The sequence below is a fragment of the Bradyrhizobium mercantei genome, assembly GCF_001982635.1.
Taxonomy (GTDB): domain Bacteria; phylum Pseudomonadota; class Alphaproteobacteria; order Rhizobiales; family Xanthobacteraceae; genus Bradyrhizobium; species Bradyrhizobium mercantei.
In genome coordinates this window covers 160,999-186,302 of the sequence record NZ_MKFI01000001.1, presented here as the reverse complement: position 1 = coordinate 186,302, position 25,304 = coordinate 160,999, and the positions used below count along the sequence as shown (strand labels likewise).

26 protein-coding genes are annotated in these 25,304 nt (G+C 63.9%); 14 read left to right on the top strand and 12 right to left on the bottom strand.

The annotated features are described in order from the left end of the window. Window positions 1–27: 27 nt before the first annotated feature. From BI327_RS00875 to BI327_RS00855, 5 genes are all read right to left on the bottom strand, one after another. Window positions 28–984, bottom strand: coding sequence for an NUDIX hydrolase (locus BI327_RS00875; protein WP_076857828.1), 957 nt, complete (start codon window positions 982–984; stop codon window positions 28–30). A 14-nt stretch (window positions 985–998) separates the two neighbouring features. Next, window positions 999–1,403, bottom strand: a complete 405-nt coding sequence (locus BI327_RS00870; RefSeq protein WP_076857826.1) for a hypothetical protein — start codon at window positions 1,401–1,403, stop codon at window positions 999–1,001. Between the two features lie 160 nt (window positions 1,404–1,563). Continuing rightward, window positions 1,564–2,844, bottom strand: coding sequence for an O-acetylhomoserine aminocarboxypropyltransferase (locus tag BI327_RS00865; protein ID WP_076857824.1), 1,281 nt, complete (start codon window positions 2,842–2,844; stop codon window positions 1,564–1,566). A 149-nt stretch (window positions 2,845–2,993) separates the two neighbouring features. After that, window positions 2,994–3,578 carry a CoA-binding protein gene (locus BI327_RS00860; RefSeq protein ID WP_076857823.1) on the bottom strand — a complete coding sequence of 195 codons (585 nt, stop codon included), beginning with the start codon at window positions 3,576–3,578 and terminating at the stop codon, window positions 2,994–2,996. 7 nt (window positions 3,579–3,585) lie between these two features. Continuing rightward, on the bottom strand, window positions 3,586–4,413 hold the full coding sequence (locus BI327_RS00855) for an enoyl-CoA hydratase (RefSeq protein WP_076857821.1): 828 nt from the start codon (window positions 4,411–4,413) through the stop codon (window positions 3,586–3,588). 70 nt (window positions 4,414–4,483) lie between these two features. Here BI327_RS00855 and BI327_RS00850 point away from each other — a divergent pair, with 70 nt between their 5' ends. The 6 genes from BI327_RS00850 to BI327_RS00825 all read left to right on the top strand — a co-directional run bounded on the left by BI327_RS00850 (window position 4,484) and on the right by BI327_RS00825 (window position 8,151). Further along, entirely contained in the window at window positions 4,484–4,912 is a 429-nt protein-coding gene (locus BI327_RS00850; protein ID WP_076857819.1) for a PaaI family thioesterase, read from the top strand. 153 nt (window positions 4,913–5,065) lie between these two features. Further along, the gene (gene rplM, locus BI327_RS00845; protein ID WP_016840522.1) at window positions 5,066–5,530 is read left to right on the top strand and encodes a 50S ribosomal protein L13; all 465 of its coding nucleotides are present in this window, start codon (window positions 5,066–5,068) and stop codon (window positions 5,528–5,530) included. Continuing rightward, on the top strand, window positions 5,530–6,006 hold the full coding sequence (gene rpsI / locus BI327_RS00840) for a 30S ribosomal protein S9 (RefSeq protein ID WP_076857817.1): 477 nt from the start codon (window positions 5,530–5,532) through the stop codon (window positions 6,004–6,006). Before rplM ends, rpsI begins: the two co-directional genes overlap by 1 nt. 249 nt (window positions 6,007–6,255) lie before the next feature. Beyond that, complete coding sequence (locus BI327_RS00835; protein WP_076857815.1) at window positions 6,256–7,473, top strand: GGDEF domain-containing protein; 1,218 nt, start codon at window positions 6,256–6,258, stop codon at window positions 7,471–7,473. Window positions 7,474–7,517: 44 nt separating this feature from the next. Next, on the top strand, window positions 7,518–7,754 hold the full coding sequence (locus tag BI327_RS00830; protein ID WP_076857813.1) for a hypothetical protein: 237 nt from the start codon (window positions 7,518–7,520) through the stop codon (window positions 7,752–7,754). Between the two features lie 100 nt (window positions 7,755–7,854). Further along, entirely contained in the window at window positions 7,855–8,151 is a 297-nt protein-coding gene (locus BI327_RS00825) for an antibiotic biosynthesis monooxygenase family protein (protein WP_076857811.1), read from the top strand. A 7-nt stretch (window positions 8,152–8,158) separates the two neighbouring features. Here BI327_RS00825 and BI327_RS00820 read toward each other — a convergent pair whose 3' ends face one another. Next, the gene (locus tag BI327_RS00820) at window positions 8,159–9,301 is read right to left on the bottom strand and encodes an AI-2E family transporter (protein ID WP_076857809.1); all 1,143 of its coding nucleotides are present in this window, start codon (window positions 9,299–9,301) and stop codon (window positions 8,159–8,161) included. Window positions 9,302–9,606: 305 nt separating this feature from the next. Here BI327_RS00820 and BI327_RS00815 point away from each other — a divergent pair, with 305 nt between their 5' ends. Continuing rightward, window positions 9,607–10,377, top strand: a complete 771-nt coding sequence (locus BI327_RS00815) for a gamma-glutamyl-gamma-aminobutyrate hydrolase family protein (RefSeq protein ID WP_076857807.1) — start codon at window positions 9,607–9,609, stop codon at window positions 10,375–10,377. Window positions 10,378–10,571: 194 nt separating this feature from the next. On the opposite strand, the gene BI327_RS00810 is transcribed toward BI327_RS00815, so the two are convergent. Together BI327_RS00810 and BI327_RS42175 are read right to left on the bottom strand one after the other, a co-directional pair. Further along, the gene (locus BI327_RS00810) at window positions 10,572–11,411 is read right to left on the bottom strand and encodes a hypothetical protein (protein WP_076857806.1); all 840 of its coding nucleotides are present in this window, start codon (window positions 11,409–11,411) and stop codon (window positions 10,572–10,574) included. Between the two features lie 295 nt (window positions 11,412–11,706). Then, the gene (locus BI327_RS42175) at window positions 11,707–12,063 is read right to left on the bottom strand and encodes a hypothetical protein (RefSeq protein ID WP_159450391.1); all 357 of its coding nucleotides are present in this window, start codon (window positions 12,061–12,063) and stop codon (window positions 11,707–11,709) included. Between BI327_RS42175 and BI327_RS00805 the strand changes: the two genes are divergently transcribed. Beyond that, entirely contained in the window at window positions 12,016–14,292 is a 2,277-nt protein-coding gene (locus BI327_RS00805; RefSeq protein ID WP_159450390.1) for a PAS domain S-box protein, read from the top strand. The genes BI327_RS42175 and BI327_RS00805 overlap by 48 nt on opposite strands. A 100-nt stretch (window positions 14,293–14,392) precedes the next feature. Beyond that, on the top strand, window positions 14,393–15,043 hold the full coding sequence (locus tag BI327_RS00800; RefSeq protein ID WP_076857801.1) for a glutathione S-transferase family protein: 651 nt from the start codon (window positions 14,393–14,395) through the stop codon (window positions 15,041–15,043). 525 nt (window positions 15,044–15,568) lie between these two features. Here the strand turns inward: BI327_RS00800 and BI327_RS00795 are convergent. Then, on the bottom strand, window positions 15,569–15,892 hold the full coding sequence (locus BI327_RS00795) for a hypothetical protein (protein ID WP_143271505.1): 324 nt from the start codon (window positions 15,890–15,892) through the stop codon (window positions 15,569–15,571). Window positions 15,893–16,256: 364 nt separating this feature from the next. Between BI327_RS00795 and BI327_RS00790 the strand changes: the two genes are divergently transcribed. The 4 genes from BI327_RS00790 to BI327_RS00775 all read left to right on the top strand — a co-directional run bounded on the left by BI327_RS00790 (window position 16,257) and on the right by BI327_RS00775 (window position 20,606). Continuing rightward, window positions 16,257–17,423 (top strand): helix-turn-helix transcriptional regulator, encoded by a 1,167-nt coding sequence (locus BI327_RS00790; RefSeq protein WP_210191168.1) that lies wholly within the window; start codon window positions 16,257–16,259, stop codon window positions 17,421–17,423. A gap of 78 nt (window positions 17,424–17,501) precedes the next feature. Next, complete coding sequence (locus BI327_RS00785) at window positions 17,502–18,050, top strand: hypothetical protein (protein WP_143271504.1); 549 nt, start codon at window positions 17,502–17,504, stop codon at window positions 18,048–18,050. A gap of 330 nt (window positions 18,051–18,380) precedes the next feature. Beyond that, on the top strand, window positions 18,381–19,442 hold the full coding sequence (locus BI327_RS00780) for a dipeptidase (protein WP_076857796.1): 1,062 nt from the start codon (window positions 18,381–18,383) through the stop codon (window positions 19,440–19,442). Window positions 19,443–19,538: 96 nt separating this feature from the next. After that, entirely contained in the window at window positions 19,539–20,606 is a 1,068-nt protein-coding gene (locus BI327_RS00775) for an ABC transporter substrate-binding protein (protein ID WP_076857794.1), read from the top strand. Between the two features lie 190 nt (window positions 20,607–20,796). Here BI327_RS00775 and BI327_RS00770 read toward each other — a convergent pair whose 3' ends face one another. Together BI327_RS00770 and BI327_RS00765 are read right to left on the bottom strand one after the other, a co-directional pair. Continuing rightward, complete coding sequence (locus BI327_RS00770) at window positions 20,797–22,026, bottom strand: ABC transporter substrate-binding protein (RefSeq protein WP_076857792.1); 1,230 nt, start codon at window positions 22,024–22,026, stop codon at window positions 20,797–20,799. 183 nt (window positions 22,027–22,209) lie between these two features. Next, window positions 22,210–23,187 carry a GlxA family transcriptional regulator gene (locus BI327_RS00765; protein WP_076857790.1) on the bottom strand — a complete coding sequence of 326 codons (978 nt, stop codon included), beginning with the start codon at window positions 23,185–23,187 and terminating at the stop codon, window positions 22,210–22,212. A gap of 152 nt (window positions 23,188–23,339) precedes the next feature. Between BI327_RS00765 and BI327_RS00760 the strand changes: the two genes are divergently transcribed. Beyond that, window positions 23,340–23,603: a tautomerase family protein gene (locus tag BI327_RS00760; RefSeq protein WP_076857788.1), complete on the top strand. Its 264-nt coding sequence runs from the start codon at window positions 23,340–23,342 to the stop codon at window positions 23,601–23,603. A 171-nt stretch (window positions 23,604–23,774) separates the two neighbouring features. On the opposite strand, the gene glnA is transcribed toward BI327_RS00760, so the two are convergent. Beyond that, complete coding sequence (glnA, locus tag BI327_RS00755; RefSeq protein WP_076857787.1) at window positions 23,775–25,184, bottom strand: type I glutamate--ammonia ligase; 1,410 nt, start codon at window positions 25,182–25,184, stop codon at window positions 23,775–23,777. Window positions 25,185–25,304: the final 120 nt, after the last annotated feature.

Sequence of the window (25,304 nt, the reverse complement as noted above, 5' to 3'; positions counted from 1 at the left end):
TTATACTTATCCTGAGCATAAGGCGTGTCAAGTGCGCGAAAGCGGAAGCTTGGTGCCGGCGACGGCCCGTTCGGCCAGCACGGCATGGCGGAAGCGGAACAGCTTGGCCGGCCGTCCGACGGTATCGGCGGCCATTGCGCCAGTCTCTTCAACGAGTTCCTGCTGCTCGATGAGGCGGCGGAAGTTCTGCTTGTGGACCAGCCGGCCTGCGAGTGCCTCAACACTGCGTTGCAGTTGCAGCAGGGTGAACTCGGCCGGCATCAGCTCGAATACCACCGGACGGTATTTGATCTTGGCGCGCAACCGCGCGATCCCGGTCGCCAGAATGCGGCGGTGATCCGCGGTCATCGGCTTGCCCGGCACGACCGGGGCCTCGCGACCGCGCGAGTGGTTGGCTTCCGGGATCAGCGAGGCCTCCCAGAGCAGCTCGTAGCGCTGCAACACCAGTTCTTCGTTCCAGTCGCGATCGTCGAGGCCGAAGGTGATCGCGCAGCGCTGCCAGCGTTCGCGTTGCAGCGTCGGTGATGACGCTGCCTTCGCCCATGCCTTCAGTTTCGGCGCGATCGACCTGGCAATGAAGCCAGGCGCACCGGCGCGATGATCCTCCCAGGGGAAGTAGTCGTACCAGCCGGACCAATGCGCCTCGAAACCTTCACCGACCTTGTCCTCGCGGGTCAGGCCGAGATAGCTGATCGAGACGCTGTGCGGCGACTTGGCGTCGCCGGACCGGCCGCGGTCGGCGAAGGTGTAGAGCTGCTCGACATAGCCGAGCGGATGGCCGGTCTGCGCCTCGACCCAGGCCCGCAGCGCGGTCTGCAGCGAGCGGTGGGTGAACTCGAACGGGCCGCTCGGCAGCGCGGAGCCGCCGGCGATGGTCATGATCTTTGGCGCGCCGTCGGTGACGGCGACCAGCACCGCGACGAGATCGGCGGTGACGGCATTTCCCGAAGCCGGTGCGCTGGATTTCTGCGGCGATCTGGCCACGCGATCGTCCCGGGCTAGCAGTAACCGTAGACGCCGCAGGCGTAGGGCAGGCGGTCCCAATAGGTCACATAGGCGCCGCCGTAATACGGGCCGAGATAGCTGTAGGAGCGATGGTCGCCGTAATAGCCCGGCAGCGCCGCCGATCCCGGCAGCAGTGGCTCGCCGGGCGGGAACACGATGTACGGCTCGGAATTGAGCGGGATCACCTCGGGCTCGACGACCACGAGCTGGCGGCCGCGCCGCACATAGGTCGGCGCTGTGATGGTGGTGCGGTAGACGTAGTGCCGGCGCGGCAGGCCCGCCGGCAGCTGGCGCGCAGCCTTCACGGTGGCGCTCTTCGGAGGGACGGGGCCGTCGGCAGCATCAGCAGGCGACATCGCAAACAGTGCGATCGCGAGCGGCAATATCCAGCGCAGCATCAATGGTCTCCCGAATCATCCGGAGCCTATCACTGCCACTTTAAGCCGGATTGAACGTTAACGAGAGGCCCGTCGGTATTAAGCGTTAACGGGGCCCGGCGCTTTGGACAAGTGGCCGGAGCGGTGCGGCCGCGCCGCTCCGGAACCAACCAACGCGGGATCAGGCGCGCAGCGCCTGGTCGAGGTCGGCGATCAGGTCTTCCTTGTCCTCGATGCCGATCGAGAGCCGCACCACCTCGGGCGCCGCGCCCGACTTCACCTTGGCGGCGTCGTCGAGCTGGCTGTGGGTGGTCGAGGCCGGGTGGATCACCAGCGAGCGGGTATCGCCGACATTGGCGAGATGCGAGAACAGCTTCAGGTTTGACACCAGATTGACGCCCGCGTCATAGCCGCCCTTGAGGCTGAAGGTGAACACCGCACCGGCGCCCTTCGGCGCATACTTGCGCTGCAGGGCGTTGTACCTGTCGCCGGGCAGGCCGGCATAGTTCACCGCCGAGACGGCGGGGTGGGTGGAGAGGAATTCCGCCACCGCCTTGGCGTTGTCGCAGTGCTTCTGCATGCGCAGCGGCAGCGTCTCGATGCCGGTGAGGATCATGAAGGCGTTGAACGGCGACAGCGCAGGGCCGAGGTCGCGCAGGCCGAGCACGCGGCAGGCGATCGCGAAGGCGAAATTGCCGAACGTCTCCTGGATCCGGATGCCGTGATATTCCGGTCGTGGCTCGCTCAGCATCGGATATTTGTTGTCCTTCGACCAGTCGAAGGTGCCGGCGTCGACGATGATGCCGCCGAGCGAGTTGCCGTGACCGCCGAGGAACTTGGTCAGCGAGTGCACGACGATGTCGGCACCGTGGTCGATCGGCTTGATCAGATAGGGCGAGGCCAGCGTGTTGTCGACGATCAGCGGCACGCCGGCCTTGCGCGCGACAGCCGCGATCGCCTCGATGTCGGTGATGCTGCCGGCGGGGTTGGCGATCGACTCGATGAAGATCGCCTTGGTGTGCGGCGTCACCGCGCGCTCGAAGCTTTCGATCTCGTCAGGATCGGCCCAGGCCACATTCCAGCCGAACGCCTTGAAGGCGTGGGTGAACTGGTTGATCGAGCCGCCGTACAGCTTGCGCGCGGCAATGATCTCGTCGCCGGGCTTCAGGAGCTGTTGCAGCACGACGAGCTGCGCGGCATGGCCGGAGGCAACGGCGAGTGCCGCGGTGCCGCCTTCGAGGGCCGCGACGCGCTCCTCGAGCACGGCGTTGGTCGGATTGCCGATGCGGGTGTAGATGTTGCCGAATGCTTGCAGGCCGAACAGTGAGGCAGCATGGTCGGCGTCGTTGAAGACGAATGACGTGGTCTGGTAGATCGGCGTCGCCCGCGCGCCGGTGGTGGGATCAGGCTGTGCGCCCGCATGCACGGCGAGGGTGGAAAATCCCGGAAGGCGATCGGTCATTCTCTGTATCCTGTTGTGGCCTGGTCGAAACGCGCGGCATGCTGATGGCGGCGGCGCCCGCCGTCAAGCCGCGTTGGTGCGCGCGCCGTGGTTTGAAACGGGCATGCTGCGCTTGACCGGATGATCGCGGCGAATATTCCGCTGAAACGTCAGGGCGTCTCGGTTTTGTTTTTCGCAGCGCGGTCGGATGCCGCAGTCTGGCCGCCGCCAAAGCTCGTGCGGTTGAGTGACAGCCGCATGCCCTGGGTCGGGATCGGCGCGCGCTTGGAGCTCAGGGTGCGCGAATTGACGCCCATCCAGGAGATCTCCGACGAGAGCCGGCCATACTCGATCTTCGGGCAGCGGTTCATCACCACCTTGAGGCCGGCGGCTTCCGCCTTCTCGGCCGCGGCATCGTCGCGTGCGCCAAGCTGCATCCAGATCACCTTCGGCAGCGGCGACAATTTCAGCGCTTCCTCGACGACGGGCAGGATGTGGCTCGAATTGCGGAAAATGTCGATCATGTCGATCGGGCGGCCGATGTCCGCAAGCGAAGCGACGAACGGCTTGCCCATCAGCTCCTTGCCGACATGGCCGGGATTGACCGGGATCATGTCGTAGCCGCGCTGCGCCAGATATTTGAAGGCAAAATAGCTCGGCCGCACGTTGACCGGCGAGGCGCCGACCATCGCGATCGATTTGACGTTGTTCAGGATGCTGCGGATGTAATTGTCGTCGTAGGCGTCGTGGTTCATTTTGCTCTTACTTATCTTGCCACTTCGGATCGCGTTTCTCGATGAAGGCGCCGATGCCTTCCTCGGCGTCGCGCGCCATCATGTTTTCGGTCATCACCTCCGCGGCGAAGCGGTAGGCGTCCGCGAGGTTCATCTCGGCCTGGCGATAGAACGCCTCCTTGCCGAGCTTGACGGTGTAGGCCGACTTCAGCGCGACCTTCTCGGCCAGCGCGATCGCGGCGTCGCGTTCGGTGCCTGCTGATACCACGCGGTTGACGAGACCGATGCTCTGCGCTGTTGCCGCGGAGACCGGTTCACCGGTCAGCAGCATCTCCATCGCCTGCTTGCGCGGCACGTTGCGCGACAACGCCACCATCGGCGTCGAGCAGAACAGTCCTATGTCGACGCCCGGCGTCGCAAACGCGGCCGCATCGGAGGCGACCGCGAGGTCGCAGCTTGCGACGAGCTGGCAGCCGGCTGCGGTCGCGATGCCCTGGACGGATGCGACCACCGGCTTCGGCAGGTGGACGATCGCCTGCATCATCGCGCTGCAGGCGTTCATGATCTGCGCAAAATAGGCCCGGCCGCGGTCGGCGTCGGTACGGCGTGCGGTCAGCTCCTTGAGATCGTGGCCGGCGCAGAACGCAGGCCCATTGGCGGCGAGCACAACGGCACGGATGCGCTTGTCAGCGCCGATATCGTTGAGCGCCGCGTGCAGCTCGCCGATCAGGCCCTCGGAGAGGCTGTTGCGCGCCGCCGGACGATTGAGCGTCAGCAGCGCGATACTGCCGACGGTCTCGCGCAGCAGGATCGGCTGCTGTTGCAGCGCTTCGGCACGGGCGGCTTGGGCGGACATGATGAAATTCCTCTATCGCGTCTGTGACAATTTAATGTAACAGGCAGGCTGAAGCGAGGGCAGGGACCGCATGGCGATTGCGAAAATGAGCGTGGCTGAGCTGGAGGAGTTCCTGCGCAAGGAATTTCCCCAGGCGTTCACCCACGACGACATCCGGATCGAAAGCGCCGACGGCGAGACGGCCCTGCTGCGCCAGCGCTTCAGCGAGCGCATGTTGCGCCCGGGCGGCACGGTGTCCGGACCGACCCTGATGGGGCTGGCGGATTTCGCGATGTATGTGGTGCTGCTGTCGGCGATCGGGCCGATCGGGCTTGCGGTCACCACCAACCTCAACATCAATTTCCTGCGCAAGGGCCAGCCGGGGCAGGACGTGCTCGCGGTGGCCAAGCTGCTCAAGCTCGGCAAGCGGCTTGCGGTCGGCGAGGTGAACCTGCTGTCCGGCACCTCGCCCGATCCGATCGCCCATGTCACGGCGACCTATTCCATTCCAAATCAATAGCGTTTTGTGAGGTATTATTGCACCATAATTACAAGTCATTGTTTCGGCTGATGTAATTACGCTGCGTCGACGTTGACGTGCGGCCGCGGCTTCTCTAGAAACCCACCCAGTTCGGCGCATACGGCGCCGATTTCTTTTTCACGGATTTCACACATGAGCACGTTCTCGGCCAAGCCCGCCGAAGTGACGAAGAAGTGGGTCGTGATCGACGCCAAGGGTCTGGTCGTCGGTCGTCTCGCCACCCTCGTCGCGATGCGCCTGCGCGGCAAACACCTGCCGACCTACACCCCGCATGTCGATTGCGGTGACAACGTCATCATCGTCAACGCCGCGCATGTGGTGCTGACCGGCCGCAAGCGCGACCAGAAGACCTATTACAAGCACACCGGCTTCATCGGTGGCATCAAGGAGCGCACCGCGAAGCAGATCCTCGAGGGTCGCTTCCCCGAGCGCGTCGTCGAGAAGGCGATCGAGCGCATGATCCCGCGCGGTCCGCTCGGCCGTATGCAGATGGGCAATCTGCGCGTCTATCCCGGTGCCGATCATCCGCATGAGGCCCAGAGCCCCGAGAAGGTCGATATCGCTTCCCTGAATCGCAAGAACACGAGGGCCGCATAATGTCCGATACGTTGCAGTCCCTCGATCAGCTTTCGCAGGTCAAGCCGGCGGCGCCCGATGCGCCGAAGTACGTCAAGAAGGTCGACAAGTACAACCGCGCTTACGCCACCGGCAAGCGCAAGGACGCGGTCGCCCGCGTCTGGGTCAAGCCCGGCTCGGGCAAGATCTCGGTCAACACCCGCGAGTTCGAAGTCTACTTCGCCCGCCCGGTGCTGCGCATGATGATCCAGCAGCCGCTGGTCGCTGCCGCCCGTAACGGCCAGTACGACGTGATCTGCACCGTCGCCGGCGGCGGTCTGTCCGGCCAGGCCGGTGCTGTCCGTCACGGCATCTCGAAGGCGCTGACCAATTTCGAGCCCGAGCTGCGCAGCGTCCTCAAGAAGGGCGGCTTCCTGACCCGCGACAGCCGCGCGGTCGAGCGCAAGAAGTACGGCAAGGCGAAGGCCCGCAAGTCCTTCCAGTTCTCGAAGCGCTAATTCGAGTTCTAAAATTCGCGGCAATTGCCGCGAGCATCGAGTTGCAGAGGGCGCCGCGAGGCGCCCTTTTTGCTGCGCTGAGCGGGGCGTGCTTCAGCGCGAATTAACGCAGTTTTTCATGAAAACTTGCGTGTGCGTGCAAACGAAATTGGAACTCGGGCCTTCTAGCGTGCGGGCTCGCACTGGCGCTGCATCACCGTATTTAATTGCGCCTGCGAACGTTGCATCACACCGGGCTGGGGTGACTTTATGTCGTTCGATCCATCGACGCTTTATTTGTTCGCCACCATGGTCGCGGGCATGCTCGGCGCCATGCTCTGGTTGTTCGGCAGGCAGGAGAAGATTGCCGCGCTGAAATGGTGGGGCACCGCCTATCTGCTCGGCGCGGCCTCGGTCGCACTCTGGACCGTCGGCAGCTCGACGCTCGATCCGATGGTCCTCTTGGGCCTCAATGCGATCGGCTTTGCTGCCTGCGGCATGGTCTGGAATGCCTCGCGGATTTTCCATGGCCGCAAGGCCAATCTGCCGGGCCTCGTGCTCGGGCCGATCGCGTGGATCGGTGCGGTGATGACGGTGGAGGATCCGGCGATGCGTCTGACCGTCGGCGCCGGGATCGTTGCGATCTATGCCGCGCTGACCGCCTCCGAGCTGTGGAGCGAGCGTCGCCGCGCGATGCAGCGGCGCTGGATCGCGATCGTGATCCCGGTCGCCCATGGCTGCGTCCTGATGCTGCCGATCCTGGTCGGCGACCTGCTGCGGCTGAACGGCCAGAATTTCATCAGCAGCTTCTGGGTCACGCTGTTCTCGATCGAGCTCGTGCTGTACGCGATCGGCACGGTGTTCGTGATCTTCATGATGGTGTCGGACCGCGCGGTGGCGGTGCACAAGACCGCTGCATCGATCGATCCGTTGAGCGGCATGCTCAATCGGCGCGGCTTCACCGAGGCCTGCATGCGGGTAATCGAGCGCGAGGCCACCGCCGGCCGGCCGGTCACCGTGATGATCTTCGATATCGATCACTTCAAGTCGATCAACGACCGCTTCGGTCATCCCGCGGGTGACGAGATCCTGAAGCTGTTCTCCGCTGTGGTGGTCAACAGTCTCAGGATCAGCGATCTGTCGGGCCGGATCGGCGGCGAGGAGTTCGCGGCGCTGCTGCCGTGCTCGCTGGAGGAAGGCGTGCTGGTCGCCGAGCGCGTGCGCGAGGCCTTCGAGAACAGCAACATCACCTGCGAGGACGGTGCGGTCGACACCACCGTCAGCATCGGCGTCGCCGGCGGTCCCGCCGGGACCGAGCTCGAGGTGCTGCTGGCCTCGGCCGACACCGCGCTCTACCAGGCCAAGCGCGGCGGTCGCAACCGCGTCGAGGCGGCGGAGGAATTGCCGCTCTCGCTGGAGAACTGGCGGCGCAAGACCGCGGGCCTGCCGGCCTCGGCGCGGCAGAAGCCGGTGACCGCCCGGGCTTGAGCGCGGTAACGACTGGTTAACCATTCGATCCGATGCTTTCGGGCATGGAGTCGATCCGTACCCGCAACCTGCAATCAGCCCTGATGTCGCTCGAAGCCGACGCGGTTTCGGCGCGCAGCGGCTTCGCCTGCCTGTTCTCGGACTCGCATGAATACGAGACCGCGCTGATCGCCGAACGGCGTGCGCAAGGGCGATACGAACCGCCGAGGAGCCGCTGGCCGGTCGTGATGCTGCTCGGCGTGATGCTGATGGTTGTCGGCTCGGTCCTGCTGTTGAACTGAACGGCTGCAATTTCGGCGGAGGAGGCGCCCGCGCGGGCGCCTTTTGCTTTTGTACCGGCTGGGCTAGAGACGGGGCCTTCACAAGGGAGGCCCAAGCCCCATGATCACGGAAATCGCACAGATCGACGTCAAGCCCGGCAGCGAGAAGGATTTTGAGGCGGCGGTGGCCAAGGCGCGCCCGCTGTTCCTGCGCGCCAAGGGCGGCAAGGGGTTCGAGCTGCACCGCTCGATCGAGAAGCCGTCGCGCTACCGGCTGGTGGCGAAGTGGGAGACGCTGGAGAACCACACCGTCGATTTCCGCGGCTCGGAGGATTTCACCGCCTGGCGCGCACTGGTCGGTCCGTATTTCGCGGCGGCCCCCGAGGTCGAGCACACCGAGACCGTGCTGACCACCTGAGGCTTGTTTAGGCTGCCTTTGCAGGCGCTTGGTTCACCGCCTTGAAGTGATCGATCATCACCTTGGCGATCGCCATCAGCGGCAGCGCCAGCGCCAGCCCCCAGATGCCGAACACGACGCCGAGCAGGATCTGGAACGCGAACAGCGTCGCCGGCGGGATGTCGAGCGCCTGACGCTGGATGATCGGCGTCAGCACGTAGCTTTCCAGCGCGTGGACGCCGAGGAACAGGACGAAGGCCGACAGCGCCGCGATCCACCCCGTCGCGAGGCTCGCCAGCACCACGATCAGCCCGCCGAGGATCGCGCCGACCGTCGGGATGAAGGCGAGCAGGCCGGCCTGGATGCCGAGAATGAACGAGCTCGGAATGCCGATGATGGCAAGGCCGATCCAGGTGACGAGGAACACCGCGGTCATGGTGATGATCTGCGCGATCAGCCAGCGCTCCAGCGTCTCGCCGATGCGGTCGACGATGATGGTCGCCTGCGCGTGCCATTTGGCCGGCGCGATGAACAGCAGCCCGGCGCGGTAGATGCTCGGCTGCGCCGCGAAGGCGAGCCCGAGAAACAGCACGATGAAGAAGTTGCCGACCACGCTGACGGTGCCGAGCAGCACCTTCAGCGTCTGGCTGATGATGGCGCCGCCGCTGGAGGCCAGCGCGCCGGCGCCGGGGATGCCATGCGATTGCGACGTTGACGGTGACGTCGTTGTGGGGGCCACGGCGGTGCCTTCGCCCTTTGCCTCGCCGGCGGCATTGGTGAAATCGAGATAGCTGGTGTCGACACCGTGCTGCTCGAGGAAGTCCTTGACGCTGCCGAGCTGCGATTTGATCGTGTTGCTCAGCACCGTGGCCTGCTGCGCGATGGTGGTGCCGCCGAGGAACACGATGCCGGACAGCAGTCCGGCCATCGCCAGGCAGACGATCGCAAGCCGCAACGCGTGAGGCAGCCCGGTCAGCCGGCCGAGCAGGGTGGTCATGGCGTTGAGGGCGACCCCGAGCAGCATGCCCGCGAACAGCAGGAACAGGGTCGCGGCAAATTGCCAGGCGAACATCAACAGGGCGGCGAACAGCACGATGCCGATGCCGCCGACGGCGATCGCCCACGCCAGGTCGTTGCGGGCCTGCAGGCGATTGTCTGCCGAATCTGTCACGGGTGATTCCCCCTTCGCGACGGTGTCCGGAGCAGTCTTTGGCGAAAATCCCGCCGGGATCAAGCTGCCGGGACCGTGCCGGTTTGCCGCTGAGGCGCCGATGGCGCCGCCATGGCACCCTGAATTGGCACCCGGCATGACCGCCGGCCATCTGGCCCGATTTGGGGGCTCCCGGGGCAGCGAATCTGTGCAGGACTGCAAGCCCCCCTGTGCAGATATAGACGGTTGATCCGGCGGGAACTCGAAGGCATGATCCTCTCCGCAACGTCGCAAACTTAGAAGAATCATTGCGCGAGACTTCAATAATGAGACGGCCCGTGGTCGGCGTGATCGGAAACGCCCATCGCATCGAAAATCGTTTCACAGTCCAGATGGTCGGGGAGCGCAACCTTCGCGCGGTTGCCGAGGTCTCGGGTGCGGTCCCCCTGATGTTCGCGGGCAGCCCCGAAATCACCGAGGTCGGCGCCCTGCTCGACGTGGTCGACGGCGTCGTGCTGACCGGGGCCCGGGCCAACGTTCATCCGACCCGCTTCAACACCGAACCTTGCGCCGCGCACGAGCCCTATGACATCCACCGCGACGACGTCGCGCTGGCGCTGTCGGAGGCCTGCGTCGCGCGCGGCGTGCCGATCTTCGGCATCTGCCGCGGTCTGCAGGAGATGAACGTCGCGTTCGGCGGCTCGCTGCATCCGGAGATCCGCGAGATTCCGGGCCGCATGAACCACCGGATGCCGCGGCTCGAGAACGGCGAGATCCATCCCGATCCGACCGTCGTGTTCGCCGACCGTCACGATGTCGCGCTGACGCCGGGCGGCGCGTTCGCAAAAATCCTTGGCTGCGAGACCATTCGCGTCAATTCGCTGCACGGGCAAGGCATCCTCGAGCCCGGCGAGCGCGTCGTGATCGAGGGCATCGCCGAGGACGGCACCATCGAGGCGATCCGCATTGCGGACGCCCCCGGCTTTGCGCTCGGCGTGCAGTGGCATGCCGAATATGATCCGCAGCGCAATCCGATCAACCGCGCGCTGTTCGAGGCCTTCGGCGACGCGCTGCGCGAGCGGCGGCGGGCGGCGTAGGGGGCGAACACCGCTGTCGTCCCTGCGAAAGCAGGGACCCATGCTCCGCGGCGGATGTTGTGAATGGGACTCGTCGTTCCGTCGCCACGCAACAAGCAGCTTAGGTGGTTGTGGGTCCGATGGCTACGCCGACCTTGCGACCCATCAAGCTGCGCATTTTCTCTTTAGCTATCGCGGAGCGACCATAACTCGCATCAACGCGCCGACCATGGCCATGGCGACGGTTGCGGGTTGTTGGCGCGCGGCCGCGCCGGGGGCGGCGCCGGCTTGCGCGTCTGGGCGACACTGCTCGACGGCCGCGGGCGCGGTATTGGCGGGCGTGGTATTGCTATGTCCGGGGTTGCCGTTGCTTGTTCAGGACTCACCTTCGGCTGTTCGGAGCTCACCTTTGGCTCTTCGGGCGCCACCTTTGGCACTGACGTGTTGGCAATGACACCGGCCAGTTGCTCCTGGCTTGCGTTGAGCCGGTCGGTGATCGCCTGGCTTTCGCGCGCCATCTGAGTCTGGCTTGCCTTGATCTGGTCGATGACAGCGTTGTTGCGCGTCAATTCCGCCTGACTCGCCTTGAGTTGGCTTGCTACGTCTTCATTGTCGCGGACCAATTGTTGTTGCCTCGCCTCAAGCTGTACGACCGCTTGCCTCAAGGCGGCGAGATCGCGCGCCATCGACGCGAGCTGCTGAGCCGGGTCGGACGAAGGTGCAGCGGCAGTCGGCGCAGCGTCCTTCGGTGTAGCGTCTTTCGGCGTGGTTTGCGCAACAGGTGAGGGGCCGGCGGGAGCCACCATCGGCGTCTCACCGGATGACGACCACCACCAGGCAGCGCCACCAATGGATGCTGCCAACAGAGAAACGATAACAGCAAGGTGGCGCCAATCGGCCAATCGATGAAACGTTGCCGGCCGCGCGCGAAACGCTTTCACGCCGGTCGGCGGGCCCGAAGGACTGAGTTCAGCTTCGCGCGCGAAATTCGAAAGCTGCTCTTCCAAGCTCGCGAGCCGCCCCTTCACGACCTCGTCGTCCAGCATGGAATCCATTTTGTGCTCCGCATCAAATGCGCCTCGCCCGCCATGAGAGCGGATCCGCTCTTCGGCGAGCTAACATTCAACGGCACGCAGGTGGGGTATTTGCAGCCTACCCGAAAATGAGCGTGCAGCCTGCACGTCACATCGGCTTTTTCCTATCAGCTCACACCTCCGGAACTGTCCGGGATTTTGGCCGAGATCTTGTTGGACCGCAATGATACGGGGTGGCTGCGCTTGAAGCGATGGCAGCGCTGCCTCCGGCCTATGCACCCCGCGGGCCCGAGAATCGGGGTCTGGTTCGGCGTCGTCAGGACAGCGCGACGGTCCGGTTCCGGACGGCGGCATTGAGAGCGCCGCCAAGCGCCAGAGAGACTGGGCCGGCCCCGCGGATGCGGGCATCGGGCACGCGCCGAAACTGTTCTTTCTCCGTACTAATACGGATACGAAAGTGGCGGATTGGGGCGCCGGACTCGGCTAAGCAACAGGGGCTAGCCACCGGATATTTTGCCCCGGCGCCGACGATCCTTTCCGATACTGATTTTCCTTTTCCATTTTCCGGTGCTGCCGACACGATGAGTTGGTCGTGATGAATTTGTCGGGCCGTCTGGCGATGGGAATGATGCTTCCCGTCGTCGCGCTGCTGTTTGCGCTGGGCTTCATCCATGGCGTCACCTGGCCGGGCGTTGCGCTCGCGGGCGGCGCGGTTGTGGTGGTGTTGATGACGGCTGAGCTGATTGCGAGATCGCTGTCCGGGAAGCCCGCCCAGCTGGTGCGGGCGGCGGAGGCGCTGTCGCGCGGCCAGCAGATGCCGATGGTGGTGGGGGGCAACGACGAGACGGCCCAGCTTTCCGCGACGCTTGCCGAGCTGTCGGCGCAACTGGGCAGCCGGCAGCATTTGCTGGAGAAGACCGTCGAGAGCATCCGCGATCCGGTGGTGGTCGCCGATGAGCACGGGATGGTCGTCATCGTCAACGCTGCGGCGCGGCGGCTGTACGGTGTCGAGCCCGGGTTTGACACCATCAGCGGCGTTCGCAGGTTCCAGAACTATTATGCCGACGGCACCACCGTGATGCCGATCCCCGACACGCCGATGGCGCGGGCGCTGCGCGGCCATGACGTCGACGATTTCGAGCTGATCGTAAAGCCCGACGGGCCGGAACCGGCTGTCTACCTCGTCGCCAACGCCCGGCCGCTGCGCGACGATGCCGGCAATCTGCGCGGCGCGGTCGCCGTGCTGCACGACGTCACCGCGCAACGGCGGGCGCATCAGGCGCTGGTCGAGAGCGAGCAGGTGGCGCAGGCGATCATCAGGACGGCGCTCGACGCCTTCGTCCAGACCGATCAGGACGGCATCATCCTCGACTGGAGCCCGCAGGCCGAGGCGCTGACCGGCTGGACGCGCTCGGAGGCGGTCGGCTATCGCGTGGTCGAGCTGGTATTCCCGGAGGAGCTCCGCGTCGCGCATCGCCAGCGCATCACCCGCTTCCTGCAGGAGGCCGGGGGCGGCGGCGGCATGGGCATGCGCTATGAAACCGCCTCCGTGCATCGCGACGGCCACCGGTTCCATGTCGAGGTGTCGCTCAATGCGCTGCGCCGCGGCGATGGCTGGATCATCAATTCCTTTGTCAGGGACGTCACCCAGCGCCGGATCGCCGAGGAGCAGCTGATCCAGGCGCAGAAGACGGAATCGCTCGGGCGGTTGACCGGCGGCATCGCACACGACTTCAACAACATGCTGACCGTGATCACCGGCACGATCGAGATCCTCGCCGACGGGGTCAAGGACAACCCGCAGCTCGCCGCGATCGCCAAGCTGATCAGCGATGCCGCGGATCGCGGCGCGCAGCTCACCTCGAGCCTTTTGGCCTTCGCGCGCAAGCAGCCGTTGCAGCCCGCCGAGACCGACGTCAATGACCTGGTCGGCGAGGTGGTGCGGCTGTTGTCGCAGACGCTGGGTTCGCAGACCGAGATCAGGACGGAGCTTGCCCGCAGCGCCTGGCTCGCCTTTGTCGACCGTAGCCAGCTCGGCGCGGCTCTGGTCAATCTTGGCATCAATGCGCGCGACGCCATGCCTGACGGCGGCACGCTGACGTTTGCGACCCGCAACATCCAGCTCGGGATTCCCGATGCGGTGGCGCATGGCGTCGAGCGCGCCGGCGACCATCTCGTGATCGAGGTGACCGACACCGGGACCGGGATTTCGCCGGCACATCTGGAGAAGATATTCGATCCGTTCTTCTCCACCAAGGAGGTCGGGCAGGGCACCGGGCTCGGGCTCAGCATGGTGTTCGGTTTCGTCAAGCAGAGCGGCGGCGGCATCGAGGTCAGGAGCGAGCAGGGGCGCGGCACCACATTCAGGATCTATCTGCCCAAGGCGGACGGCATCACGCAGCGCGCGGCCGAGGAGGACGATCTGCCGGTCAGGGGCGGCGACGAGACCATCCTCTGCGTCGAGGATGACCCTACGATCCGCGACTACGTCACCGGCCAGCTCGAAAGCCTCGGCTACAAGGTGCTGGTCGCGGCAAACGCGGATGCCGCGCTCGCGATCGTTGGCAGCGGCACCGCGTTCGATCTCCTGTTCACCGACATCGTGATGCCCGGCAGCATGAACGGCCGGCAATTGGCGGATACGCTGATGGCGGGACGGCCGTCGCTGCGGGTGCTGTTCACCTCGGGCTACAGCGACGGCGCGCTGCCGGCCCAGCAGGGACGTAGCGGTCATGGCATTCCGCTGCTGACCAAACCCTATCGGCGCGGCGAGCTGGCGCGGATGCTGCGGCGCTGCCTTGATCTTCAGGTCGATTTCCAGGGCGATCCGGTTCCGCAGCCATACTCCGTGCAGCCCGATCTCGAACGTTTCCTGCGCGAGAATCCCCCGGAAAAAAGCTAGGTTCGGGACGCGCTGACCGGCGCGACGGGCGTGGTGATCATCCCGCACCGCGATCCACAACAGCTGCGCAGCCGGCAAGCCCGCCGGGGAGAAGCCTGCAATGACCATCACGATTACCGCCTTCGAGCGGTCGCCCGACGGCGGCAAGGGACTGGCACGGGATACGCGGGTTCGATGGGCGCTTGAAGAGGTTGAGCAACCCTACGCGGTTCGCCTCCTTTCGTTTGCTGCGATGAAGGAGCCCGAGCATCTGGCGCTGCATCCGTTCGGCCAGATACCGACCTATCAAGAGGACGGTCTCGCTCTGTTCGAGACGGGTGCAATCGTGCTCCACCTCGCCGAGCGCCATGCCGGCTTGTTGCCTGATGACGCGCATGCCCGGGCGCGCGCGATTTCGTGGATGTTCGCTGCACTCAACACGGTTGAGCCGCCAATCCTCGAATTCGTAACTGCATGGTTGTTCGAGCGCGACAAGCCGTGGCACGAGGCACGCCTGCCACTGGTCAAGGATCGCGTCCGGCAGCGACTGGACCAGCTGTCGGTGCGTCTGGGCGGGGCCGATTGGCTCGATGGTGCATTCAGCGCGGGCGACCTGATGATGGTGTCGGTGCTGCTCCGGCTGAAGCCTTCGGGCATGCTCGAGGGGCATCCAGTCCTGGCTGCCTACGTCGCCCGCGGCGAAGCGCGGCCCGCGTACAAGCGGGCCTTCGCGGCTCAGTTGGCGGTCAATAATCCGCAAGCTGCCGGCTGATTGAGGGCAGCCCGTAGGATGATGGGTAAGCGATGCGAAACCCATCAACTTTTCGGCCGCGGCTCGTACCTTTGAGGATTGGATGATGGGTCGCGGCGTACCTGAATTCACGACAAAGGGGTGGCTAATGGGCGCAAGCCTTTTTGCATTCTTGCCGTTCGTAGCTGCAGTATTGCAGAGCCATCCGCTCGTTTAAGAATCCACCGGGCTCGCGTGCTGCCTGGACGCAATTCCGATAGCGCGCATCGCAATCGCATGACGCGGGGAGCTGAACTAGTTCTATCGAGGGCGATGGCGATGGCGATGGCGGGCCGTCTTTAGCAAGCGTAGAGCTGGTGGCGATCCCTAGCGGTGCAGAAATTACGACGAAAGCAATTGCAAGGCTCCGCGTCTTTGTCATGGTGAGTTCCTCAAATTTTCGCTAACCACTCATGTGGCATTGGCCAACAAACATCTGCTGCAACGAAGGTCATGACGGGCGGCTCTTGACTGTGAAGCGCGTCGCCTTCGCCGCTGCCCTCTCTTTCAGTTGTTGCATCCCTCTTGGGGCTTGCCTGGTCTGCAAGCTATGCGTCGCAGCTCCGTCACGAGATAGGTTCCGGCATCCTTCGAGGCTGCCTCCGGCGACATGCCGCCGCGTATTTTCTCGACTGTCTTACGAGCGACCTCGGTACAGATCGTCGCGACTGACTCATGAGCTACGCGAAACGGTAGCTTAGCTGCCATTTGCTCGCAGCCCTGTTCCATGGAAGCTTGGGCGGCGGCGACCGCTTCTTCATCGGCGCGGACGGCCGATAGGTTGACAACGAAGCCCATACACGACGCGGCTATTACGACAATGAGCTTCATTGAATGATCCCCGCAATCCGAAACCGGGTTACCCATAAAGCGGTTGTAGAATTGTATCATACCCTATTTGGGGTAGAACACGTTGTCCAGTTGCCCGACACAGGACGAGCGGAGACAAGACACCCGCCGAGGCCGGTAACATTGGCAGAAACCTTCAGCAAACTTTCCTGCTGCCCTCGCTGCGATCGTCAGGCATTCACAGATTGGCTCAACCGGACGATGAATTCCGCGGCATTGATGGAACGCCTCTTGAACAACTGAAATCTTTAAGTCAGCTTGCTTCGAACGGAAGATGTCTGCCGGAGATATGCCGGAGACCGGTCGACATGCGATGTCGCCGAGGTCATTACCGCAAAACCGATGCATGCCGAACATGGCCCAACCACACGACCACTTCGATGATCGGCTGTCGGGCCTGATCGACCATCTCTACGATGCCGCAATCGATGGTCGACTGTGGGCCGGGCTCGCCCCGAAAATCGCAGAAGCCTTCGACTCCCGCAGCGCGGTCCTGAAGTTGCACAATGGGCCGGATGTGCATCTGCTCGAATGCACGGAGAACATGATGGTACCGGACAGTCGCCGCGGGTGGGCGGAAGACTGGCACCGGCGGGATCTATGGCTACAACGAACCATTCCGTATGGACTGTCGACGATCGTGACCGACCATGACCTCGTGACCCCAGAGGAGCAGCTCAAAAGCGGCTTCTACCAGGAATGGCTGCGCGAGCTCGACATCTTCCATGTCGTCGGCACCGCTTTTTCCGCTGGGGACGACGCGATCGGCGTTCTCGGGATTCATCGCCCGAAAGGAGCGCAGCCCTACACGCGCGCTGATCAGCACAAGGCCACCATTTTCCTGCCACACCTTCGGCGCGCCCTTCAACTTGGCCGGCGCCTGTCCTCCATCGGGCATGCGGCGGCGTTGGCAACGCTGGATCGCCTGCATACAGGCGTGCTGGTCGTGGACCAGTCCTGCCGCGTTCTCCACGCCAATCCTATGGCCGAGGGCATCCTGCGTGTCGAAACAGTTGTCGGCATTCTGTCCGGTCGGCTGCACATCCGCTCGCCGGTCGTTCACGAGCAGCTTATCCATCTCGTCCGTGCCTGCATCAGGACGGCAGCCGGTCGGCCGGAGCAGCCGAAGACAGCTATGGCGATTCCTCGCGCGGATCGACTGCCCCTAACGCTGTCGGCTGCGCCGTTGCGTCCAACCGGTATCTTTTCCGCGTCCACCCCTTTTGCACTTGTTTTTCTAAGCGATCCGGAATTCCCGGCCATTTCGACCACCTGCTTGCGCGATTTGTTCGGCCTCACACGGACAGAAGCAGCCATCGCGGCCGACCTCGGCCGCGGCCTCTCGCTGGAACAAATCGCCGCCCGGCGGCGCATTGCGCTCCAGACTGCGCGCGCACACCTCAAGCAAATTTTCGTAAAGACAGACACCAACCGGCAAGCGGAGCTGACGGCACTTGTCACGCGTAGCGTGGCCGCTTTCCGGCCACAGCAGCCATCGTCGTCAGGTGGCTAGTGGAATAATGCGAACGCTCGCTGTGAACCGAGGGTCAAAGCCAAGTGCCGGGCATTACCAGCCGCAAGCCCTCGCGCAATGCGCGGTGAAGCTGGGTACGCGACGCTTCGTCGCCGCGAAAATTTTGGGTCGTCAGAGACACTTTCGGTTGCGATGAAGCTGGAAACAGGTGCCCGAATGTCCATGTCCCGTGACGACGATCTTAGGCAGAATTTTGCTACCGATGATCCTGCCCGGGATTTGGAGCGGTCATGCTACGCCGTCACTGACTCGCTCACTTATGATGAAAACGCCTTGTTCTTGTGTTTTAAAATCGAAACCATTGCCCAACTTCGCGGCGTGAAGGATTTCGACGCGCAAAAATTCGGCGTGGCGCTGTTCGAATGTTTCCGGCAGCCGGATATCAGAGATGAAATAGAAAGTTTGCAGTCGAGCCAGAAGCAGATTGCCATCGTTCGGGCTGAAAATCGGGAAACCGGCGTAGAGCCGCCGGATGCCATGACGGCAAAAATTCCCGCCTTTATTAGGCAAGGTCTGGCGAGACTCAGCTTATGCCTCGACCTCGTCTCTCAACGTCCTTCCTTGAGCCGGTTGCTTGATGACGAGTTTACCGGAGATTTGCACTGATGTTGCCGGCTCGGCGTGGTCGCCAGCCGCCGTCCGCCCGATGGGCGAACGGCGACCGTCCTTCCATTCCTCAAGCTGCCGGCGGCACCCCTGCTGGCGAGCCGGTCCGGAGCAGTGCCGGCAGCCGACCGGTTCCAGCGAGACGCCGCTGGGCGACTTCAGCCGAGGACGCCTTCGCGAACCGCCTCAAGCGCGGCGAAACTCATCAACTTTTCGGCTGCAGGGAGAGATGATGGGTATCGCTTCCGCCTTCGCTCTTCGAGCTACGGCGGACAAGTCGGTCCACCCACCCTACTGACTACAATCGGTTCGGCGAAGGAGAGCAGAGCGGTGCAGGATCACATCAAGATCGCGATCTTCGACGGCCACAATGACGCGGCCCAGCACCTCGTCGAGTACCGGGAAGATGGACGGGATTTCCTGGTGCGTTCGGAGGAAGGCCACCTCGATCTGCCGCGCGCCCGGGAAGGCGGCATGGTTGGCGGCCTGTTCGCGATGTACGCCAAGGCAGAACATCCGCGACAAGGCGATTTTTCGCGAACCGCCGATGGATACGAGGTGCGTCTCGCAGAGCCGATCGATGCGGCCTATGCGCGCCGCACGATCGATGCCCAGCTGAGCGGGCTGGAAGCCATGGTGGCCCGTGCCGGCGGAACAATCCGGTGGGCGACGACCGTGGAAGCGATCGCGGCCGCACGGCGGGACGCTGTGTTTGCGATCGTGCTGCACCTCGAGGGCGCCGAAGCGATCGACGCCGACCTCGATGGGCTGGCGCGGCTCTACGCCCGCGGGTTGCGTTCGCTCGGCCCGGTGTGGAGCCGGCCCAACATCTTCGGCCATGGCGTGCCGTTCGCCTATCCGCGCTCCCCGGACACCGGTCCCGGCCTGACCGACGCCGGGAAGGCGCTTGTGAAAGCCTGCAACGAACTCGGAATCATGGTCGACGCCGCCCATCTCAACGAGCGCGGCTTCTGGGATCTGGCGGCGATCAGCACCGCGCCCATCGTGGTCACCCACGCCTGCGCGCATGCGATATGTCCTGCGACCCGCAACCTGACCGACCGGCAGCTCGACGCCGTCAAGGCATCGGGCGGCGTCGTCGGTTTCAATTTCAGTGTGTCCGAGGTGCGCCCTGACGGGCACCGTGATCCGGACGCCCCGATCGAGACGGTCGCCAGCCATCTCGGCTACCTGGTCGAGCGGATGGGTGACGATCACGTCGCGCTGGGATCCGATTTCGATGGTGCGGTGATGCCGCGTCCGCTGAGGGACGCAAGCCATCTGCAGAATTTGATCCAGGCGTTGCGGGTGCGCGGCTTCGATGACGCCACGCTGCGCAAGATCGCTTTCGACAACTGGATGCGGGTGTTGCGCCAAAGCTGGCGGTCGTAGGATTGGTATCGCTTCGCTCCACCCACGCTCCGCGCTATCATCGCTCCCGCAACAATGGCGCGGCCGGTCAACGGCCCGATTTCAGGGAGTAGATGGATGCAGGACCGCAAATGGTCGAGGCGCGACTGGCTGAAGGTGACGGCGGCGACCGCGGCCGGCATGGCGTTCGCCGAACCGCTGCGCGCGGCGGCGCCGCCGGCGGAAGCCGTGACGCCGGAGCTGATCGCCGCGGCGAAGAAAGAGGGCAAGATCTCGTTCTACAGCGCGCTGGAGCTGAACACGGCCGAGCGCCTGGCGCGCGACTTCGAGCAGAAATATCCGGGCATCAGCGTTCGCGTCGAACGCTCCGGCGCCGAACGCATCTTCCAGCGCATCGCGCAGGAGCAGGGCAGCGGTATCCACGCCGTCGACGTCGCCAACTCGACCGATCCGGCGCATTACCTCGACTGGAAGAAGAACGACTGGCTCGCGGCCTACATCCCGGAAGACGTCGCAAAACATTTTCCGACCGACCAGATCGATCCTGACGGCACCTCGGCGACATCCTGCGCCTGGTTCGAGGTGATCGGCTACAACACCGAGCAGGTGAAGCGCGAGGAGGCGCCGAAGAGCTACGCCGATCTGCTCGATCCCAAGTGGCGCGGCAAGATCGTCAAGGGCCATCCGAGCTACTCCGGCGCGATCATGACTGCGACCTTCGTGCTGGCGCGCGATCTCGGCTGGCCGTATCTGGAGAAGCTTTCGCAGCAGCGGGTGATGCAGGTGCAATCGGCGGCCGATCCGCCGAAGAAGATCCTGCTCGGTGAGCGCGCCGTGATGGCCGACGGCAACGACTACAACCTCGTGCTCGCCAAGGATCAGGGCAAGCCGGTCGAGGTGGTCTATCCAGCCGAAGGTGCGCCGCTGATCATCGTGCCGAGCGGCATCTTCAAGAGCGCACCGAACCCGAATGCGGCGCGGCTGTTCCAGAGCTATTTCTTCAGCGCTGAAACCCAACAGATGCTGGCGGACGAATTCGCGCACCGCTCGTTCCACGGCAAGGTGATGGAGAAGGCCGGCCACGTGCCGCTCGACAAGCTGAAGATGCTGAAGGCCGATCCAGCCCAGGTGCAGGCACAGTCCGAGGAAATCAAGGCGCGCTACGCCAAGCTGTTCAGGGTGTAGGCGTTCGCCGAGTTAAGCCAATAGCGTCAATGCGAGCGAAGCGAAGCAATCCATCTCTCCGCGTGTGCGGATGCATGGATTGCTTCGTCGCGTCAGCGTCACTGGCCAGTGACGCATGCATCGCGAGCTCCTCGCAACAACGGGTTAGTGCTCGGACATCTTGGGCGGCGCGGCGAGCGGCTGAGGCTGGCTACCCTCCGACTTCCGCGCTGAGCAAGGGTCCGAACAGCTCCCATCTCTCGCCTTTCAGTCTTCTGAGCTGCATCTGCTTGATCGGCGCGAAATCGATTGAACTGGTGTTCATCGTGATTCCAGGCAACAGGTTGCTGGTCCGGAAGGCCTTCAGGTTGGCGGCTTGTTTCATCACGTTCGCTCGGGTGAGGTCGTCGCCACACTGCTTCAGCACCTGAACCAGCGTCTGGGCGGCATTGTAGCCTGTCATCACCAGGCTGTCGGCCCGATTGGCTTCCGGGAAATATTTGGAGAGATACTCGTCGAACGCCTTCATGCCGGGATCGTTCTTCCATTGCGGATCGAGCGGATCCATCAGGTAGGCGACTGAAATGATGTCTTGTGCATTCTCGAAGCCGGCCGGCTGGATCACGGCGCCGATCGAGGAGCCGACCGAGTTCAGGATGTGCAGCGGCTTCCAGCCGATCTCGGCCGCCTTCTTGATGGCCTGCGCGGCGAATTTCGGCGTGGCGATGTTGACGAAGACATCGGCATTCAGCGATTTCATCTTGACGATATGCGTGTCGATGGTCGGCTCGGCCACCTCATACGCGTCCTCGGTCACGATCATCGCCGCTGCCTTGTCGCCGAGACCGTCCTTCAGGCCCTTGAGATAGTCCTTGCCGTAGTCGTCGTTCTGGTAGAGCACCGCGATCCTGCCCGCCGGCTTTTCCTTCAGGATGTGTTTGGCGTAGATCCGTCCCTCGGCCTGATAGCTGGGCTGCCAGCCCATGGTCCACGGAAAACTCTGCGGATCGTTCCACTTGGTCGCGCCGGTCTGGATGAATAGCTGCGGCACCTTCTTCGTGTTCATGTACTTCTGAATGGCGCTGTTCGAGGCGGTGCCGAGCGCGGCGAAGATCAGCAAGACCTCGTCGCCTTCGACCAGCTTGCGCGCCTGCTCGACCGTTTTCGGCGGGCTGTAGCTGTCGTCGTATGTAATGAAATTGATCTTGCGGCCGTTGATCCCGCCTTCGGCATTGACCTTGCGGAAATAGGCTGCCTGGGCCCGGCCGTTGGTGCCGTAGGCCGACGCGGGGCCGCTGTAGGGCATGATATTGCCGATCTTGATTTCAGTATCGGTTGCACCGGTGTCGTATTTCTTCTGGGCAAAGGCGCTGTCCGCACAGACAGCGAGAATGATGATGGCGGTCGAAAGCGCCGCCATTCGTCGTGCGACGAAAGACATCTCGTTTCTCCCCATGCACAAATGAATGTGTCTGCTTTTATCGCAGGCCGCTTCCGGGTCCTTACGATCAGTGAACACCCGACCTCAGATGTTGTCGATTCCGAATTTCGCGCCTTGCGTGCGATGTCGCGCCACCCCGCCGGGTTTGTCAGCGTTACTGACCGTAGTCTTCCGGAAATCCCACTACGCTGCGTGCATCGTGCGCTGCGCGCGGTAGGCTTGCGGCGACAACAGCGTCAGCTTGCGGAAGGCCTTTCGAAAGCTGCTCTCGTCCTCGTAGCCGGTGGCGCGGGCGATCGCCTTGATCGGCTGCGCCGTCGTCTCCAGCAGCGTGCGGGCGTGCTCGACACGGCGCCGCATGATGAAGGCCTGCGGCGGCTCGTGGGTCAATTCACGGAAGCGGCGGTTCAGCGTGCGTTCGCTCAGGCCCAGCGCGTGCGCGAGACCGCGCACGGTGATCGGCGCCTTGCCGGTGCGGCGCACCAGCATGTCCGCCTTGATCAGCAGCGGATCCTGTCCGAGCATGTAGCCGAGCGGCATGAAGATCGCCTGCGTGCGCTGCGCGGTGTCGATCACGGCATAATCGGCGCAGACTTTCGCGACCTCCGCGCCCTCGACGAGCTCGATCAGCCGCAGCAAGAGATCGACCCATGACATCGGGCCGGCGGCGCAGACCAGGCGATCGGCCTGCGTGATGACGGCGTCGCTGGCGAGATCGATCCTGGGATGGCGGCGGCGCAGTTCGCTTTGCAGCCACCAGGTGATGGTGGCGCGGCGGCCGTCGAGCAGGCCGGCATTGGCGAGCAGCAGCACGCCGCTGCAGAAGGCGCCGATCAGCCGGCCGCTGGCATGTTGCTGGCGCAGCCAGGCGCCGGCGCGGTCGTATTGCGGCTGCAGACGCTCGGCGGTCAGATGATCGACCAGGCTGCCCGGCACGATGATCGCGTCAAATGCCGTCCGCTTGCTCACGGCGCCATCGACGGCGAGCAACTTTCCGCCGCCGGCGCGCACCGCCTTGCCATCGAGTGAGAGCGTTTGCCAGCTGAACCGCGCCTTGCCGCCGCGCAGCGCCATCACATGGTTGCCGAGCGTGAGGATGTCGGCAATGCCGGCGACCGCCGATTGCATGCAGCCTTCCAGCGCGAGGATCGCGAGCTTCATGAGACCTCCGGAGTTTGCCGTCATCCTATCCGATCGGCGAAGATCGGCGGTGGCAGATATTGCCCGATCTCTGTCTGATCGGCCACTGCCTGTTCGCGGCTCGCCGGTCCATCTTCGCTCCGTTGTCACACCCTCAGCAATGGAGAGAGACCATGCCTTACGTCACCATTTCCACCGTCCGCGGCATTTTCGATGTTGCGCAGAAGAAGGCGCTGCTCGAGCGCGTCACCGACCTCATGGTCGAGGTCGAAGGCCAGGGCGACCCGGACTTCCGGAGGAACGTCTGGGTCAAGATCGAGGAGGGCGAGCCGGCGAGCTGGTCGGTCGGCGGCATGATGCCGACGCCGGACATGATCGCGGGCAAGTTCGGGGCGCTCGATGCCGGCGGCCGGCGGGTCGCGAAGGTGAAGGCGTAACCGAGGCTTTCACCACATCGTCATTGCGAGCGAAGCGAAGCAATCCATCTCTCCGCAGGCGCGGACGCATGGATTGCTTCGTCGCTTCGCTCCTCGCAATGACGGATACCTCCAAAAACAAAAGGCGCTTCCGGTGGAAGCGCCTTTCGCATTTCGTCAGTGCTGCAAAGCTTACAGCGAGTAGTACATCTCGAACTCGACCGGATGCGGGGTCATTTCGAAACGCGCGACCTCGGTCATCTTCAGCTCGATATAGGCGTCGATGAAGTCGTCGTCGAACACGCCGCCGTTCTTGAGGAACGCGCGATCCTTGTCGAGGCTCTCGAGCGCCTCGCGCAGCGAGCCGCAGACGGTCGGGATCTGCTTCAGCTCTTCCTTCGGCAGGTCGTAGAGGTCCTTGTCCATCGCCGGACCCGGATCGATCTTGTTCTTGATGCCGTCGAGGCCGGCCATCAGCATCGCGGCGAAGCCGAGATAGGGGTTGGCCATCGGGTCGGGGAAACGCACCTCGACGCGCTTGGCCTTCGGGTTCGCGGTGTAGGGGATGCGGCAGGCCGCCGAACGGTTGCGCGCGGAGTAGGCGAGCAGCACCGGGGCCTCATAGCCCGGGACCAGACGCTTGTAGGAATTGGTCGACGGGTTGGTGAAGGCGTTGATCGCCTTGGCGTGCTTGATGACACCGCCGATGTAGTGCAGGCAGGTCTCCGACAGGTCGGCATACTTGTTGCCGGCGAAGGTCGGCTTGCCGTCCTTCCAGATCGACTGGTGGACGTGCATGCCCGAGCCGTTGTCGCCATAGACCGGCTTCGGCATGAAGGTGGCGGTCTTGCCGTAGATGTGCGCGACCTGGTGGATGCAGTACTTGTAGATCTGCATATGGTCGGCCATCAGCGTCAGCGTGTCGAACTTCATGCCGAGCTCGTGCTGGGCAGAGGCGACTTCATGGTGATGCTTCTCGACCTTGACGCCCATCTTGGCCATCGCGCCGAGCATCTCGGAGCGCATGTCCTGCACCGAGTCCTGCGGCGGCACCGGGAAGTAGCCGGCCTTGGTGCGGATGCGGTGACCGAGGTTGCCGCCCTCATATTCGGTCGAGGAGTTGATCGGCAGCTCGGAGGAGTCGAGGCGGAAGCCGGTGTTGTAGGGGTCGGCGGAGTAGCGCACGTCGTCGAACACGAAGAACTCGGCCTCGGGGCCGACGAACACGGTGTCGCCCACGCCCATCGACTTCACCATCGCCTCGGCCTTCTTGGCGATGCCGCGGGGGTCGCGGTTGTAGGGCTCGCCGGTGGTCGGCTCGAGCACGTCGCAGGTGATGACCATGGTGGTCTCGGCGAAGAACGGGTCGATCGTCGCGGTCACCGGGTCGGGCATCAGGCACATGTCGGATTCATTGATCGCCTTCCAGCCGGCGATCGACGAGCCGTCGAACATCGTTCCCTCGGCGAAGATGTCATCGTCGATCATGCTGACGTCGAAGGTGACGTGCTGCCACTTGCCGCGCGGATCGGTGAAGCGCAGGTCGACGTATTTGACGTCGTTGTCCTTGATCGATTTCAGGACGTCTTTGGCGGTCTTCATGAATACCCCTTATGATGTGCGGGTCGGTTTCCAGCGGAGAGCGACGTTATTCCCGCTTTTGGCGAGTTCGTGTGACTACTCAAACGAAATCAGGCTGCCGAAGCAGCCTTTTTTCTCTTT

Coding starts and splice junctions, on each gene's coding strand:
- BI327_RS00870 (WP_076857826.1), bottom strand. CDS start 1,403: ATGCTGCGCTGGATATTGCCGCTCGCGATCGCACTGTTTGCGATGTCG.
- BI327_RS00865 (WP_076857824.1), bottom strand. CDS start 2,844: ATGACCGATCGCCTTCCGGGATTTTCCACCCTCGCCGTGCATGCGGGC.
- BI327_RS00860 (WP_076857823.1), bottom strand. CDS start 3,578: ATGAACCACGACGCCTACGACGACAATTACATCCGCAGCATCCTGAAC.
- BI327_RS00855 (WP_076857821.1), bottom strand. CDS start 4,413: ATGTCCGCCCAAGCCGCCCGTGCCGAAGCGCTGCAACAGCAGCCGATC.
- BI327_RS00850 (WP_076857819.1), top strand. CDS start 4,484: ATGGCGATTGCGAAAATGAGCGTGGCTGAGCTGGAGGAGTTCCTGCGC.
- rplM (WP_016840522.1), top strand. CDS start 5,066: ATGAGCACGTTCTCGGCCAAGCCCGCCGAAGTGACGAAGAAGTGGGTC.
- rpsI (WP_076857817.1), top strand. CDS start 5,530: ATGTCCGATACGTTGCAGTCCCTCGATCAGCTTTCGCAGGTCAAGCCG.
- BI327_RS00835 (WP_076857815.1), top strand. CDS start 6,256: ATGTCGTTCGATCCATCGACGCTTTATTTGTTCGCCACCATGGTCGCG.
- BI327_RS00830 (WP_076857813.1), top strand. CDS start 7,518: ATGGAGTCGATCCGTACCCGCAACCTGCAATCAGCCCTGATGTCGCTC.
- BI327_RS00825 (WP_076857811.1), top strand. CDS start 7,855: ATGATCACGGAAATCGCACAGATCGACGTCAAGCCCGGCAGCGAGAAG.
- BI327_RS00815 (WP_076857807.1), top strand. CDS start 9,607: ATGAGACGGCCCGTGGTCGGCGTGATCGGAAACGCCCATCGCATCGAA.
- BI327_RS00810 (WP_076857806.1), bottom strand. CDS start 11,411: ATGGATTCCATGCTGGACGACGAGGTCGTGAAGGGGCGGCTCGCGAGC.
- BI327_RS00805 (WP_159450390.1), top strand. CDS start 12,016: ATGATGCTTCCCGTCGTCGCGCTGCTGTTTGCGCTGGGCTTCATCCAT.
- BI327_RS42175 (WP_159450391.1), bottom strand. CDS start 12,063: ATGGATGAAGCCCAGCGCAAACAGCAGCGCGACGACGGGAAGCATCAT.
- BI327_RS00800 (WP_076857801.1), top strand. CDS start 14,393: ATGACCATCACGATTACCGCCTTCGAGCGGTCGCCCGACGGCGGCAAG.
- BI327_RS00795 (WP_143271505.1), bottom strand. CDS start 15,892: ATGAAGCTCATTGTCGTAATAGCCGCGTCGTGTATGGGCTTCGTTGTC.
- BI327_RS00790 (WP_210191168.1), top strand. CDS start 16,257: ATGCCGAACATGGCCCAACCACACGACCACTTCGATGATCGGCTGTCG.
- BI327_RS00785 (WP_143271504.1), top strand. CDS start 17,502: ATGCGCGGTGAAGCTGGGTACGCGACGCTTCGTCGCCGCGAAAATTTT.
- BI327_RS00775 (WP_076857794.1), top strand. CDS start 19,539: ATGCAGGACCGCAAATGGTCGAGGCGCGACTGGCTGAAGGTGACGGCG.
- BI327_RS00770 (WP_076857792.1), bottom strand. CDS start 22,026: ATGTCTTTCGTCGCACGACGAATGGCGGCGCTTTCGACCGCCATCATC.
- BI327_RS00765 (WP_076857790.1), bottom strand. CDS start 23,187: ATGAAGCTCGCGATCCTCGCGCTGGAAGGCTGCATGCAATCGGCGGTC.
- BI327_RS00760 (WP_076857788.1), top strand. CDS start 23,340: ATGCCTTACGTCACCATTTCCACCGTCCGCGGCATTTTCGATGTTGCG.
- glnA (WP_076857787.1), bottom strand. CDS start 25,184: ATGAAGACCGCCAAAGACGTCCTGAAATCGATCAAGGACAACGACGTC.